The organism is Mesorhizobium sp. CA14, from assembly GCF_020165195.1.
Taxonomy (GTDB): domain Bacteria; phylum Pseudomonadota; class Alphaproteobacteria; order Rhizobiales; family Rhizobiaceae; genus Mesorhizobium.
Window position 1 is genome coordinate 310,340 of sequence record NZ_JAIUHR010000001.1, and the last position, 13,242, is coordinate 323,581.

Sequence of the window (13,242 nt, forward strand, 5' to 3'; positions counted from 1 at the left end):
AACTCCCCGCGGCACTGTAGCCCCCAAAGGTTATGGCATGGCCGACCTTACGGACCGTTAATTCGAACAACTTTAGCGAGAATTGGAGCCGGTGACTTTAAGGCGCTGATTGAAAACGCTTTAGTCAGTCCAGGAGTGCCAACTCGTCGCCCGGCCGCAGCCTGCGCCACTCCGCGCCCAGCTGGTGCCTGAACCACGTCGACTGGCGTTTGGCATATTGCCGGGTCGCGATCTTGGCGCGTTCGATGGCTTCGGGAAAACTTGATTGGCCGGCCATCGCCGCCTGCAGCTCCCGCACGCCGATCGCTTTCATCGCCGGCAGGTCGGGATCGAGGTCGAGCGCGATGAGCTGACGCACTTCGTCGAGCGCGCCCTTATCGAGCATCTGGTCGAAACGCGTCTCGATGCGCAGGACCAGTTGCTGCCGATCCGGCTCGATGACCAGGAAGCGCGCGCTGTCACGATCGATCAGTGGCCGGCCGCGCGTCGCCTGCCATTCGAGGATCGAGCGCCCCGAAGCGTCGAGCACTTCGAGCGCCCGCACGATACGCTGGCCATCCGTCGGCCTGAGCTGCATGGCCATAGCCGAGTCCTCGTGCATCAGCAGGCGATGCAGCCTTTCGGCCCCTTGTTCCTTGAACTCGTAGCGCCAACGCTCGCGGACGGCTACCGGGATGTCCGGCATATCCGAGATGCCTTCGGCCAGCGCGCGGAAATAAAGCCCGGTGCCGCCGACGAAAACGACCGGACGGCCCCACAGCACGCCGTCGTCGATCAGCCTCGTCACGTCGCGTAGCCAGGCGCCGGTGGAATAGGCGGTGGAGGGGTGCACATGGCCGTAAAGGAAATGCGGCGCGCGCGCCATTTCGGCGGCGCTCGGCCGCGCCGTCAGGACGTCGAGCACCGAATAGCCCTGCATGGAATCGGTGTTGACGATGACCCCGCCATTGCGTTCGGCAAGATCGAGCGCCAGCGCCGACTTGCCGCTGGCGGTCGGCCCGGCTATCAGGATCGCGTTCTTGATGCGGCCTTCGCCCGCCTGCCTGCCGGAATTTTCGATGCCGCTGATCGCCACTTTAGTGTCCCGTCCAGAAGCCCGCGCCGTGCCGGCCCCGCTTGCGAATATGGCCTTGCGGGCCGCCGGCGCAAGCGCCCTTCACTGGCTGGCCGAGGATGTCGCTTGCGATCTCGTTTTGCCGCAGACGCCGGATATCGGCGAAATGACCGCCAATCTGCGCGCCGCATTGGCTTCCGAGCCGGTCGACGTCATCGTCCAGCCCGCCGACGGCAGGCGCAAGAAGATCCTGCTCGCCGATATGGATTCGACCATGATCGACCAGGAATGCATCGACGAGCTCGCCGACGAAATCGGCGTCAAGGATCATGTGGCGGCGATCACCGCGCGCTCGATGAATGGCGAGATCGCCTTCGAGCCCGCCTTGCGCGAGCGCGTCGCCTTGCTGAAAGGCCTCGACACCGCCGTGGTCGACCGCATCATCGCCAACCGGCTGACGCTCGCCGCCGGCGGCCGCGCCTTGGTGCAAACGATGCGCGCCCATGGCGCCTGGACGGCCCTGGTCTCTGGCGGCTTCGACGTCTTCACCAGCCGCATCGCCGCCATGTTGGGATTTCAGGAAAACCGGGCCAACCGGCTGATCGAGAAAGACGGCACATTCACCGGCATGGTGGCCGAGCCGATCCTAGGCCGCGCGGCCAAGGCCCAAGCCTTGCTCGACATCGCGAAGAGGCTCGGGCTGACGACCGAGGATGCCATCGCGGTCGGCGACGGCGCCAACGATCTCGATATGATCCGTCTTGCCGGCACCGGCGTCGCGCTTCACGCAAAGCCGGCGGTGGCGGAGCAGGCGCGGACCCGCATCGATCATGGCGACCTGACCGCGCTGCTCTATCTCCAGGGCTATCGCCGGGACGAGTTCGTCTTGTGAGGTCTCCGATGACGCCGATCCGCACCGAACGTCTCATCCTGCGCAACTGGGAAGAGCACGACCGCGAGCTTTTCCACCGCATCAACTCCGACGAGCGCGTGATGGAGTTCTTCCCGTTCCGCCGCGACCGCGCCGCGGCGGACGCCAAGATGGACGAATTCCGCGGCTGGATCGAGGAGGATGGCTACGGCTTCGCCGCCGCCGAGATCGCGGCCACCGGCGAATGCATCGGCTTCGTCGGTCTCCTGGATACGGATGATGTGCCATCGCTGCCGGACGGCACGATCGAGATCGGCTGGCGGCTGGCGCCGGAATTCTGGGGCAAGGGCTATGTCACCGAAGCAGCGGAAGCCTGGCTCGCCTTCGGCTTCGAAACGCTGAGGCTGGAGGAGATCGTCTCCTTGGCGGTCGCCGGCAATCATCGCTCAATCGCCGTCATGAAGCGGCTCGGCATGCGAGCCGATCCAGGCGCCGATTTCGATCATCCGAGCATTCCCGACAGCCACCCGCATCTCAAGCGGCATGTCATGTACAGGCTGTCGCGCGAGGATTGGCAGGCACGACGTATCTGATCAATGCGTCTCAGGGGGACGTTCGTCTCCGGACTGTGGCGGACCATCCGGGACCTGATCGAGAATCCTGGCAAAATCCGCGCCGGATGCATTGCCCGCCCGTCGGCGCAGGAAATCGGCTGCAGTCTCCATGGCACCGACCTTTTGTGCCACGGCCGAGGCGATCCACTGATTGAGCGACACACCGTCCGCTTTTGCCAGGCGCGCCGCCGCCTCCTTGACCGAGAGGGGCAGCTTCAAAGGATATGTTGCCTTGCTCATGTTCGTGTTCCTTCCAGCAACTCGGCCGGGCCTATGACCGGAACGCCGAAGCGAGCTTCGGCGTTCAAGAAGTCACGGCGGTTGTACGTGACCAGCGCATCTGCCCTGCCATTGACGGCCGCCTCCAGCACCATTTCATCCTTCGGATCGGCCAACTGCGGACGCCAGAGGAAGTGCAGCTCGACAGGCTCCGCCAAGGCAGCAAAGCCGGCCAGCAAGCGATCTAGCTCAACAGCTGACAGGCGATGGATAGCCGCTTGCTCCGGTCGTGACAGTACTGCTTCATACTCAAGAAACAGTGCTGTCGTCACCAGCGGCCGAACATGCCTTTCAGCGATCAACCGCAAGACCGCAAACGAAGCTCCATTTCGGCTTCGCAGGCCCGCGGTCAGAATGTTTGTATCCAGCACTATTCGCTTCACAGGTCAAAATAGTACATCCCATAGGATGTTTCAACAGACCTGCTAGTGAGCCGGACTCAATCCATCCGGATCGTCACGAAGCGCAGTTCGCCGGTCTTCGAGGCCAGCATCAAGAGCGCATTCTTGCGGCCCTGCTCCTTCAGCGCGCCGATCCGGTCCATCACGTCCTTCGGCGTGCCGACCGATTCCTGCGCGATCTCGGTGATCACCTCGCCGGCCTGGATGCCGCGCTCGGCCGCCGCCGAATCCTTGGCAACGTCGGTGATGACCACGCCGGACACGTCCGCCGCGATGCCGAACTTCTGCCGCGTCTGGTCGTTGAGCTCGCCGACCGTCATGCCGAGCACCGAAGCCGTCGATACCGGAGGCGTCGCCTTGTCGCCCTTGTCCTTGTCGGTGTTGCCGTTCTCGCCGCTGGCCAGCTTCTCGCCATCCTCCAGCCGTCCGAGCGTCACCTTGACGGTCTGCTCGACCCCCTTGCGCACGATGACGACGTCGACCGCTTTGCCGACCGGGCTCTCGGCGACGACACGCGGCAGGTCGCGCATTTCATGGATATCCTTGCCGTCGAACTTGATGATGACGTCGCCGGCCTGCACCGACCCGTTGTCGACCGGCCCGCCCTTGATGACGCCGGCCACCAGCGCGCCCTTGGCGGTTGCCATGCCGAGGCTTTCGGCGATATCCGCCGTCACCGGCTGGATGCGCACGCCAAGCCAGCCGCGCCGCGTCTCGCCATATTGGCGGAGCTGGTCGACGACGCCCGCGGCAAGCTGCGAGGGGATGGAGAAACCGATGCCGATCGAGCCGCCCGACGGCGAGATGATCGCCGTGTTGATGCCGATGACCTCGCCGGCGGCGTTGAACAGCGGGCCGCCGGAATTGCCGCGGTTGATGGCGGCGTCGGTCTGGATGAAGTCGTCATAGGGGCCGGAATTGATGTCGCGGTTGCGCGCCGAGACGATACCTACGGTCACCGTGCCGCCCAGGCCGAACGGATTGCCGATCGCCATCACCCAATCGCCAACGCGCATCTTGGTGGAATCGCCGAATTTCACCGCCGTCAGCTTGTGGCCCTTGGGGTCGACCTTCAGCACCGCGACATCGGTCTTGGTGTCGGTGCCGACAAGCGTCGCCTTCAGCGTGGCGCCGTCGGAGAAATTCACCTCGATATCGTCGGCGTCGGCGATGACGTGGTTGTTGGTCACCACGATGCCCTGCTCGGCATCGACGACGAAGCCGGAGCCGAGCGACTGCACTTTCTGCCCGCCGCCGCCCTTTTCGCCGCCACGGTTCTTGAAGAAATCGTCGAAGAAGTCCTGGAACGGCGAGCCCTCGGGCAGTTGCGGCATCGGCACCGCGCCAGGTCCTTCCGTGCCTTTCACCGTCTGCGAGGTCGAGATGTTGACCACCGCGCCGAGCAGGCGCTCGGCGAGATCGGCAACCGAAGGCGGTCCGTCGGAAGCAATCGTCGGCGTGACGAAGGACGGGACGGCAACGATGCCGACCGCGAATGCCGTGGCGCCGGCGAAGACCATGCGCCGCGCCGCGCGCAACAGGGTGTCGGATATCATCATGGCCTCCCGGTGGTTCTGAAAAGGAAAAGCGCATCCGCAAAGGCGCCTGTCCGGCTCATCTTGGCAAGAAATAAGGCACGTTTGCGGCTATAGCTATCGGCGGAAGATAAATCGTCAATCGCCTCGGCACCAAGGAATTTTCATTCGAGCAACGCCAGGAAAAATGCGCAGCGGCTTTCCGTCCGGAATTGCGTAAAAGCTAGCCGCGGACCAGCCAGACGATGCCGACGCCTATGGCGATCGCCGCCAGCCCGCCGATCCGCAGCATATTTTCCGGCATCGACAGCACCTCGGCGGCGAGTTTCCGGGCCAAAGCCGGAAACCCTCCATAGACCAGCCCTTCGATCACCAGGACCAGGCCGATTGCCGCCAGAAAATCCTGCACCGCCCGTTACTGGGCAGGGCCGGGTTGCGTCGCAGGCGCGGCAGGTGCCGTCGCAGGCGCGGCAGGCGCCGTCGCAGGCGCGGCAGGCGGCGCGGAAGGTGCCGGCCCGGGCTTGCTGTCCGGATCCCGGAAATAGCGGAAGAACTCGGACTGAGGCGAGAGCACCATCGTCGTTCCGGTGCTGTCCAGCGCCGTGCCGTAGGCGTTCATCGAGCGATAGAAATCGAAGAAGGCCGGATCGCGCTTATAGGCGTCCGCAAAGGTCGCGCTGCGCTGCGCCTCGCCCTCGCCGCGCAGGATTTCCGATTCCTTCTGCGCCTCGGCGACAATCTCGACGACCTCGCGGTCCGCCCGCGCCCTGATGCGTTGCGCCGCCTCGTTGCCGCGGGCTCTCAGCCGCTCGGCCTCAGCCAGGCGCTCGGCCTTCATGCGGTCATAGGTCTGCTGCGAGACCTCTGCCGTCAGATCGGTCCGGCGGATGCGCACATCCTCGATATCGAGGCCGAGCGAGGTCGCGTCGGGACGAAGCTGATCGCGCACCTCGCGCATCATGTTGCCGCGCTCTTCCGAAAGAGCTGCCTCGAAGTCGCGCAGGCCGTAGACACGGCGCAGCGCCGCATCGAGACGCGTCTTCAGACGGGCCTCAGCCAATTCCACCTGGCCGGACACCGCCGCGCGGAACGTGCGCGGATCCGAAATGCGGTAGGCGATGAAGGCATCGACCTCGTAGAACTTGCCGCCCGAGACCTGGACGCGGATGTTGTCGAGGTCGAAGCGCATCACCCGCTTCTCGACCATCTGCACGCTGTCGGCATCGAAGAAGGCGAACGGCGCCTTGAAGTAGACCCCGGGCTCGCTCTTGACGTCGATGATCTCGCCAAATCTCAGAACGATCGCCTGCTGGCCCGCATTGACCACGAAGATCGAGGAGTAGAGCAGGAACAACAGGACAGCCGCGACGACCGCAATGATGGGAAGACGGTTTGCCATCACTGGTTACCTCCCGTCGTGACGCCGAGGGGCGCCGGCTGCGTCTTTGGCTGCAACGCCGGCAGCGGCAGGTAAGGCAGCACGCCCTGGCCATTGCCCTGCTCGACGACGACCTTGTTCGAGTCCTTCAGGATCTTCTCCATGGTTTCAAGATAAAGCCGCCTGCGCGTGACATCGGGCGCCTTGGCGTATTCGTTATAGACGGAGATGAAGCGCTGCGCCTCGCCTTCCGCCTCCTGCACGACGCGGTTCTTGTAGGCTGCCGCGTCCTCGCGGATCTGCGCCGCCTGGCCGCGCGCCTGACCGAGCTTCTGGTTGGAATACTGGTTGGCCTGCTCGACGAACTTGTCCTCGTCCTGCTCGGCGCGCTGCACCTCGTCGAACGCGTCGGCCACCTCGCGCGGGGGCGCTGCGTCCTCGATCGAGACCGCGTTGACCTGGAGGCCGGTCTTGTAGCCGTCAAGCGTGCCCTGGATGATCTCGCGCACCCCCGTTGCGATGCCCTGGCGGTCGTCGCGGAAGATGTCCTGAGCCGGACGGCGGCCGACGACTTCGCGCATGGCGCTCTCGGCCACCTGGGTCAGCATGCCGTCGGGATCGGAGACGTCGAACAGATAGGCCTTGGGATCGGAGACCTGGTAGGCGACCGAGAACTGCACGTTGACGATGTTCTGGTCGCCGGACAGCATCAGGCCGGAGCCGCTGCTCGAGCCGCCGCCGATGCTGACGAGCTGCTCGGAGATTTTGGCGGTTTCGACCGTTTCGATCGGCCACCAGTGGAAATGCAGGCCCGGCTGCGAAAGCTCGGTCTTCGGCTGGCCGAAGCGCAGTTCAACGGCAACCTCGTCGGGCTGCACGGTGTAGATCGCCTTGAAGGCCCATAGCACGATGAGGGCCAGCGCGATCAGCCCGACCACGGCCGGGCTGGCGCCGCCGCCGCCCGGAAGCGCGCGCCGCAGCCTGTCCTGGCCGCGGCGGATGATATCCTCGAGATCGGGGGGCGAACCCGGCGGGCCGCTTGGCCCTTTCGGTCCCTGCCCCCAGGGCCCCTGATTGCCGCCGCCGCCCCATGGGCCGCCGCCACCGCTCTTGTCGTTCCAGGGCATGAATGTCCTTTCGCTCCGGTTCCCTCGGGCCTTGCGGCGCAATCCTAGCGCATGACCCCGAAAACCCATATCGGTTTTCGAAAGGAATCATGCCCCGAAATCAAAGTATTACGGCGGCCTCTTGCGCGTCCGGTTGGACGCGCGCCGCTGCAACACCGTTCTTCTATAGGGACGCCTAGACCCGCTTTCAACGCGATGTGCCATCGTCCCCGTGCGATTTGGGCCGGTAGCGACCGTTTGTCGTCGTCAATGACTGTCGCGGCGGCGTTGGTAGACGGTATAGCGCGTCGCGTGGCTGTCCTTGTCGCCGGCGGGAAAATCCTCGGCGCTGACGACTTGCCAGATGCCTGGGTCGATCGGCGGGAAATGCGCATCACCATCGACGCTGGCCAGCACATGGGTCACATGCAACCGGTCGGCAAGCGGCAAGGCCTGGGCATAGATCTCGCCGCCACCGACCACGCAGATCTCCTCCGCTCCCGCCATGCAGCGGCCGCGCACCTTGGCCAGCGCGATCGCGTCATCCAGCGAGTGGGCCACTTCTATGCCTTCGGCGCGCCAGGCTTTGTCGCGCGTCACCACGATGTTGAGCCGGCCGGGCAACGGCCGGCCGATGCCTTCATAGGTCTTGCGCCCCATGATGATCGGCTTGCCCATCGTGTCGGCCTTGAAGCGCTTGAGATCGGTGGAAAGCCGCCACGGCAGGCCGCCTTCGCGGCCGATCACGCCGTTTTCGGCAATGGCGACATAGATCGCGATGTCCATCAGCCGCCGTTCCCGCCATTGTCCGACGGCTCCAGCAGCAGGATGTCGATATCGTGCTCGGGATAGAAATCCTTCGCGGTGGTCTCGAACGTCGTCGGCCCGATCTTTTTGACATTGTCGCCGCAAAAGGAGACGAGGTTTTTGGGGCTGCCCTTATCGATGGTGAGCTTGAAATTGCCGATGGTGCCGGAGGCCCAATTGGCCCCCGTGGTCAGGATGTAGGCGATCCGGCTCTCGTAATATTTCGGGTAGCCGTCGGGATTTTCCTTCGCGGCCTTGCGCACCGCGTTCTCGAACGAGCCGTCCATGCAATAGCGGGTCTTGTAGGCTGCATACTGGCCCTGGAACTGGCCGTCATAGAAGAAACTGACCGACGAAGTGCCGCCGACGCTGGGCTTGTAGCGGTGCGAGACATGGACCTCCTTGTTGGCCGGGAAGGTCGAGCGCCACCAGTAGGTCGAGCGCAGTTGCCAGAAGGGCACATAGGCGGTCTGCATGCCCGAACCATCATCGGCGGTATCTTCGATGATGATGCCACGGTCTTCCCAGTCCTTGGTGATATCCTTGGGCAGCTTCGCCAGCGCCGCCTTGGCGGCGTCGCCGAACGGATAGAGCGGCACGTTTTGGGCCTTGAGGTCGGCGGTGATGTCGATGCCTAGCGCAAACGCCCTTTGCTCGAGCTGAGGTTTCGCGTCCACGCCGTCGATCGTCACCTCGAAGCCGAGGAAATTATCGCTCTGCGCCTCCGGGATCGCCGGCATCTCGTTGGGATCGCCCTCGATATCGGGCATCGGGAACGCGACGATGGAGCTGACATCCTTGTCGGTGTTGTTGCGGAACACATAGTCGACCGTCACCTTCTCCGGCGAGATGAAAAGATCCTCGCTCTGCATGGCGACGGCGTCGCTTCGAGACAGGATCAGCCCGCCGGTGCCGAGCTCGGCGACAGAATCATTGGCGAAGGCTGGAGCGGCCATGATTGCCAGCGCTGCGGTCAGTGCGGTGCGTAACATGGACCCTCCTCTATGCCGCGATACCGGGACCAGCCGGATGTGCTTTTCCATCTACCCGTTTCAAGTTAGCGTTTCAAAGCCCTTCGTCGCTCGATACCGGTACTTCTGGACACCGCGCTGCCGATCGGGCAGGAGATCGCCATGCGCAAGCTTCTCGTCATCGGCATCGGCGCCGGCAATCCCGACCACATGACGGTCCAGGCCATCGACGGCCTGAACCGCGCCGACGTGCTGTTCATTCCCGACAAGGGAGCGAAGAAGGACGATCTTGCCGATTTGCGCCGGCGGATCTGCGACCGCTTCGTCACCAATCCAAAATCGCGCCGGGTCGAGTTCGATGTGCCGGTTCGCGCCGAGCCGACATCGTCCTATCGTGTCACAGTCGACGACTGGCACGAAGCGATAGCGGAGATCTACGAAACCCTGATCCGCAACGAGCTTGCCGAAGACGGCTGCGGCGCCCTCCTGATCTGGGGCGACCCATCGCTTTATGACAGCGCGCTGCGCATCCTCGAGCGCGTGCGCCTCAGAGGCAATGTCGGTTTCGAGCTCGAAGTCATCCCCGGCATCACCGCGATCCAGGCGCTGGCCGCCGCCCACGCGACCGCGCTCAACCGCATCGGCGATTCGATCCTGGTGACGACCGGTCGGCGGCTGACCGAAGAAGGACTGCCCGCCAATGCCGGCTCCGCGGTCGTCATGCTCGACGGCAAATGCGCCTTCAACACGCTTGCCGACAAGGATGTCCTCATCCAGTGGGGCGCCTATCTCGGCACGCCGGATGAGATCGTCATTTCCGGGCGCCTGGGCGATGTCGGTGCCGAGATCGAGAAGGTGCGCGAAGAAGCCCGCCGCAAGAAGGGCTGGATCATGGACACCTATCTGCTGAGGAAGCCAGGGGATTAGGCAGTAGGCAGTAGGCAGTAGGGAATAGGCAGTAAAATAACGGAGGCGATAGGGGGCCTAGATTTCCAGGACATCATACCCCTATTGCCTATTGCCTATTGCCTACTCCCTACTGCCTCATCCAGCATCGATCTCCGCCTGCAGAGCCTGCATATGGACAGCGGCGGCCGATGAAGCGGCTCGCTCTATGGCCCTGAAACGGCTGACCACGGCCAACCCCACCGATGTCAGCTGCGCGCCACCGCCTTTGCGGCCGCCGGTCTGCGCCGCGACCAGCGGCTTGCCGAACACGCGGTTCATGTCCTCGACCAGGTCCCAGGCATGTTTGTAGGACATCTCCATGCCGCGCGCCGCGGCCGAGATCGAGCCGAAGGCGGCGATCTGCTCCAGCAGTTCGATCTTGCCCGGGCCGATCCGGCCATCGGGATCGAGATTTATCCGCAGGCTCAACGATGGCATGTCCTGTCCTCCGCGATCATGCCGAGATTACCTCCTCCGCCACCAGGTCGCTATTCCAAATCGACATAGCGATATTGCTCCTTCGTCAACCATCCGCCTCAACCGACAGCCCTGCCCCGGTCGTCGCGCTGTCGAAGCTCACTGTCTTGATCACCGCGAAGACCTTGTGGCCGAGCGCCAGACGAAGGGTGTGTTTGGACTGTTCGGTGATACGCGCCAGCACGATCGCACCATTGCAGTCGATGGCGATTTCCACCGTCGGTTCTATGCCAGGCCGGACCGCCGCGATCGTCCCCGCCAATATGTTGAGCGCGCTGAGGCCGGTGGGCTGCTCGGTCGCGATCATGACGTCGCGGGCCCGGATGCGCAGCCGCACCGTCGCTCCGACCAGCCGGGCCAGCCGCGGCACGCGGATCTCGCCGGCCTGTGAGCCGAGCACTGTCATGCCGAAAGCCTCGTCATGGCGCAGGACCTTGGTGTCGAGCACCGCTCCGCCCTCGCCGCGCTCCTCTGCCGGCAAAAGGTCGAGCCGCTGCATGATCGCCTCGGTCGGCCCCGCGGCCGCGACCTTGCCTTGCGAAAGCACCACGACGTCGCTCGCCAGCCGCGCCACCTCGGCCACGGAATGGCTGACATAGACGATCGGGATCTTCGTCTCGTCGCGCAGCCGTTCGATATAAGGCAGGATCCCGGCCTTGCGCGCTTCGTCGAGCGAGGCGAGCGGCTCGTCCATCAGTAGAAGTTTCGGGCTGGCAAGCAGCGCGCGGCCGATCGCGACACGCTGCTTTTCGCCGCCCGACAGTTTCGCCGGCCGCCGGTCGAGCAGGTGACGGATGCCGAGCAGGTCGACCACCGCATCCATCTTGGCGTAGCGTTCGGACGCCGGCGTGAACCAGCGGCCGTAGCGCAGATTGGCGGCGACGCTCATATGCGGGAACAGCCGCGCATCCTGGAACACCATGCCGATGCGCCGCTTGTGCATGGGCACGAAGATCCGCGCGGCGGTGTCGACCAGCACGTTGCCGTCGACCGAGATACGCCCCCTGTCCGGGCGGATCAGGCCCGCGATCAGGTTGATCAGCGTCGACTTGCCCGAGCCCGACGGCCCGAACAACGCCGTCAGCCGGCCGGCGCTCTCGAAACGCGCCTCCAGGGCGAATTCGCCCAGCTGATGGTGGATATCGACGGAGACCGTCATTCGATATCCATCCGCCGCCCGACGCGGCGCGCCAGCACCTCCGAGGCGATGAGCGCGACCATCGAGATGACGATCGAGATCAGCGTCAGCCTGAGCGCACCTTCGTCGCCGCCAGGCACCTGTGTGAAGGTGTAGATCGCCGAGGGCAGCGTCTGCGTTTCGTTGGGGATGTTGGAGACGAAGGTGATGGTGGCGCCGAATTCGCCCATCGCCTTGGCGAAGGAAAGGATCGCGCCGGCGATCAGGCCGGGCAGGATCAGCGGCAGCGTGATAGTGGCGAACACCCAGAGCGGGTTGGCGCCGAGCGTGCCGGCGGCCGCCTCGATTCTGCGGTCGACCGCCTCGATGGAAAGCCGGATCGCCCGCACCATCAACGGAAAGCCCATGACCCCGCAAGCCAGTGCCGCGCCCGTCCAGCGGAAGGAAAAGACGATGCCGAAATGCTCGGCCAGAAAAGCGCCGGCCGGCCCGCGCCGGCCGAAGGTAAGCAGGAGCAGGTAGCCGGTCACCACCGGCGGCAGGATCAGCGGCAGATGCACCAGCCCGTTGAGCAGCGTCTTGCCCCAGAAACGCCCCCGCGCGAGCAGGAGCGCGAGCAGGATGCCGGGCGGCAGGCTGGCGATCATCGCCACCGTCGCCACCTTGATCGACAGCCGGACAGCATTCCATTCGTCGGGAGTGAGGTCCAGCAGCCAGTTCATGTCAGCGTTTGCACGGTCTTTCTCAGTTGCTCGGCGCGAGCACCGTAAAACCCTGCTCCTTGAAGATCTCGGCGGCCTTGGCCGACTCGACGCATTTCAGGAAGGCAGCCGTATCCTTGTCATTCGAATCGGCGGTCTGGGCAATCGGATAGATGATCGGCGGGTGCGAATCTTCCGGGAAGGTGCCGACGACCTTGACGCCCTTTTCGGCATGCGCGTCGGTGGCATAGACGATGCCTAGCGGCGCCTCGCCCGTCGAGACCAGCTTCAACGCTGCACGCACATTCTCGGCCTGCGCGACCTTGCCCTCGACCGACGACCAGACGCCCAGCGATTCCAGCGCCGCCTTGCCGTATTTGCCGGCCGGAACGGCCTTGAAATCGCCCATGGCAAGCCTGCCGTCGCCGATCAGCTTGGCGAGGTCGAAGCCCTTCTCGACCTTGGTCTCGACCGTGGAATCCTTCGGCGCCACCAGCACGATCTGGTTGCCGAGCAGCTTCACTTCGGTGTCCGGCTTGGTCAGCTTCTTGTCGGAGAGATATTTCATCCAGTCGAGGTCGGCCGAGACAAAAATGTCGGCCGGCGCGCCGCCTTGGATCTGCTTGGCCAGCGCCGAGCTCGCCGCGTAAGAGATGGTCGCGGCTTCGCCGACTTCCGGCTCGCAGGCCTTGTTGACGGCGTCGAGCGCGTCCTTGAGGCTCGCCGCTGCAAAGACGACCACCTTGCCGTCTGCAAGGGCCGCAGGCACTGCGGCCATCAGCATCGCTGTCAGACCGCCGATTGCGGCGGCCTTCAACCCGAAACCCTTGCCCGTCATGAAGTCTCTCCCTGGTTTCACCATCCGTACCGCCCAAAGCCTTAGACCGATATATCCGTCTGAACATAACAAGGGAAGGCTCTTCACCTGTCGCGGCATTGTGCGCCGGCGTGATCTCAGCCTA

16 protein-coding genes are annotated in these 13,242 nt (G+C 64.3%); 3 read left to right on the forward strand and 13 right to left on the reverse strand.

The annotated features are described in order from the left end of the window. Positions 1–124: 124 nt before the first annotated feature. Entirely contained in the window at positions 125–1,069 is a 945-nt protein-coding gene (miaA, locus tag LB565_RS01495) for a tRNA (adenosine(37)-N6)-dimethylallyltransferase MiaA (protein WP_224581548.1), read from the reverse strand. Here miaA and serB point away from each other — a divergent pair. After that, positions 1,059–1,946, forward strand: coding sequence for a phosphoserine phosphatase SerB (serB, locus tag LB565_RS01500; protein WP_224581419.1), 888 nt, complete (start codon positions 1,059–1,061; stop codon positions 1,944–1,946). The genes miaA and serB overlap by 11 nt on opposite strands. Positions 1,947–1,954: 8 nt before the next feature. After that, a complete protein-coding gene (locus LB565_RS01505; protein ID WP_224581420.1) occupies positions 1,955–2,518 on the forward strand; it encodes a GNAT family N-acetyltransferase in 564 nt (187 codons plus the stop codon). On the opposite strand, the gene LB565_RS01510 is transcribed toward LB565_RS01505, so the two are convergent. From LB565_RS01510 to LB565_RS01545, 8 genes are all read right to left on the reverse strand, one after another. Next, complete coding sequence (locus LB565_RS01510) at positions 2,519–2,779, reverse strand: pilus assembly protein HicB (RefSeq protein WP_224581421.1); 261 nt, start codon at positions 2,777–2,779, stop codon at positions 2,519–2,521. Further along, a complete protein-coding gene (locus LB565_RS01515; RefSeq protein WP_318012098.1) occupies positions 2,776–3,189 on the reverse strand; it encodes a putative toxin-antitoxin system toxin component, PIN family in 414 nt (137 codons plus the stop codon). Before LB565_RS01515 ends, LB565_RS01510 begins: the two co-directional genes overlap by 4 nt. A 68-nt stretch (positions 3,190–3,257) precedes the next feature. Beyond that, the gene (locus LB565_RS01520; RefSeq protein ID WP_224581423.1) at positions 3,258–4,775 is read right to left on the reverse strand and encodes a DegQ family serine endoprotease; all 1,518 of its coding nucleotides are present in this window, start codon (positions 4,773–4,775) and stop codon (positions 3,258–3,260) included. Positions 4,776–4,977: 202 nt separating this feature from the next. Beyond that, complete coding sequence (locus tag LB565_RS01525) at positions 4,978–5,163, reverse strand: DUF2065 domain-containing protein (RefSeq protein ID WP_041011943.1); 186 nt, start codon at positions 5,161–5,163, stop codon at positions 4,978–4,980. A 6-nt stretch (positions 5,164–5,169) separates the two neighbouring features. Further along, complete coding sequence (hflC, locus tag LB565_RS01530) at positions 5,170–6,153, reverse strand: protease modulator HflC (RefSeq protein WP_224581424.1); 984 nt, start codon at positions 6,151–6,153, stop codon at positions 5,170–5,172. Further along, positions 6,153–7,259 carry an FtsH protease activity modulator HflK gene (gene hflK, locus LB565_RS01535; protein ID WP_224581425.1) on the reverse strand — a complete coding sequence of 369 codons (1,107 nt, stop codon included), beginning with the start codon at positions 7,257–7,259 and terminating at the stop codon, positions 6,153–6,155. Before hflK ends, hflC begins: the two co-directional genes overlap by 1 nt. A gap of 246 nt (positions 7,260–7,505) precedes the next feature. Then, positions 7,506–8,024, reverse strand: a complete 519-nt coding sequence (locus LB565_RS01540; protein ID WP_224581426.1) for a dihydrofolate reductase — start codon at positions 8,022–8,024, stop codon at positions 7,506–7,508. Then, on the reverse strand, positions 8,024–9,037 hold the full coding sequence (locus LB565_RS01545; protein WP_224581427.1) for a DUF4424 domain-containing protein: 1,014 nt from the start codon (positions 9,035–9,037) through the stop codon (positions 8,024–8,026). The genes LB565_RS01540 and LB565_RS01545 overlap by 1 nt, the downstream gene beginning before the upstream one ends. Before the next feature lie 141 nt (positions 9,038–9,178). On the opposite strand from LB565_RS01545, the gene cobF reads away from it, so the two are divergent. Further along, positions 9,179–9,943, forward strand: coding sequence for a precorrin-6A synthase (deacetylating) (cobF, locus tag LB565_RS01550; RefSeq protein WP_224581428.1), 765 nt, complete (start codon positions 9,179–9,181; stop codon positions 9,941–9,943). A gap of 117 nt (positions 9,944–10,060) precedes the next feature. Here the strand turns inward: cobF and LB565_RS01555 are convergent, their stop codons facing one another. The 4 genes from LB565_RS01555 to modA form a co-directional block, all read right to left on the reverse strand. After that, positions 10,061–10,402, reverse strand: a complete 342-nt coding sequence (locus LB565_RS01555) for a winged helix-turn-helix domain-containing protein (protein ID WP_040982165.1) — start codon at positions 10,400–10,402, stop codon at positions 10,061–10,063. An 85-nt stretch (positions 10,403–10,487) separates the two neighbouring features. After that, a complete protein-coding gene (modC, locus tag LB565_RS01560) occupies positions 10,488–11,600 on the reverse strand; it encodes a molybdenum ABC transporter ATP-binding protein (RefSeq protein ID WP_224581429.1) in 1,113 nt (370 codons plus the stop codon). Further along, entirely contained in the window at positions 11,597–12,301 is a 705-nt protein-coding gene (gene modB, locus LB565_RS01565) for a molybdate ABC transporter permease subunit (RefSeq protein ID WP_224581430.1), read from the reverse strand. Before modB ends, modC begins: the two co-directional genes overlap by 4 nt. Positions 12,302–12,323: 22 nt before the next feature. Then, entirely contained in the window at positions 12,324–13,118 is a 795-nt protein-coding gene (gene modA, locus LB565_RS01570) for a molybdate ABC transporter substrate-binding protein (protein WP_224581431.1), read from the reverse strand. Between the last annotated feature and the right edge of the window lie 124 nt (positions 13,119–13,242).

Bases quoted from the DNA above. Each gene is read 5' to 3' on its own strand.
- LB565_RS01555 (WP_040982165.1), bottom strand. From the start codon at position 10,402: ATGCCATCGTTGAGCCTGCGGATAAATCTCGATCCCGATGGCCGGATC.
- modC (WP_224581429.1), bottom strand. From the start codon at position 11,600: ATGACGGTCTCCGTCGATATCCACCATCAGCTGGGCGAATTCGCCCTG.
- LB565_RS01510 (WP_224581421.1), bottom strand. From the start codon at position 2,779: ATGAGCAAGGCAACATATCCTTTGAAGCTGCCCCTCTCGGTCAAGGAG.
- serB (WP_224581419.1), top strand. From the start codon at position 1,059: ATGCCGCTGATCGCCACTTTAGTGTCCCGTCCAGAAGCCCGCGCCGTG.
- LB565_RS01520 (WP_224581423.1), bottom strand. From the start codon at position 4,775: ATGATATCCGACACCCTGTTGCGCGCGGCGCGGCGCATGGTCTTCGCC.
- LB565_RS01545 (WP_224581427.1), bottom strand. From the start codon at position 9,037: ATGTTACGCACCGCACTGACCGCAGCGCTGGCAATCATGGCCGCTCCA.
- LB565_RS01505 (WP_224581420.1), top strand. From the start codon at position 1,955: ATGACGCCGATCCGCACCGAACGTCTCATCCTGCGCAACTGGGAAGAG.
- modB (WP_224581430.1), bottom strand. From the start codon at position 12,301: ATGAACTGGCTGCTGGACCTCACTCCCGACGAATGGAATGCTGTCCGG.
- hflK (WP_224581425.1), bottom strand. From the start codon at position 7,259: ATGCCCTGGAACGACAAGAGCGGTGGCGGCGGCCCATGGGGCGGCGGC.
- hflC (WP_224581424.1), bottom strand. From the start codon at position 6,153: ATGGCAAACCGTCTTCCCATCATTGCGGTCGTCGCGGCTGTCCTGTTG.
- cobF (WP_224581428.1), top strand. From the start codon at position 9,179: ATGCGCAAGCTTCTCGTCATCGGCATCGGCGCCGGCAATCCCGACCAC.
- modA (WP_224581431.1), bottom strand. From the start codon at position 13,118: ATGACGGGCAAGGGTTTCGGGTTGAAGGCCGCCGCAATCGGCGGTCTG.
- LB565_RS01540 (WP_224581426.1), bottom strand. From the start codon at position 8,024: ATGGACATCGCGATCTATGTCGCCATTGCCGAAAACGGCGTGATCGGC.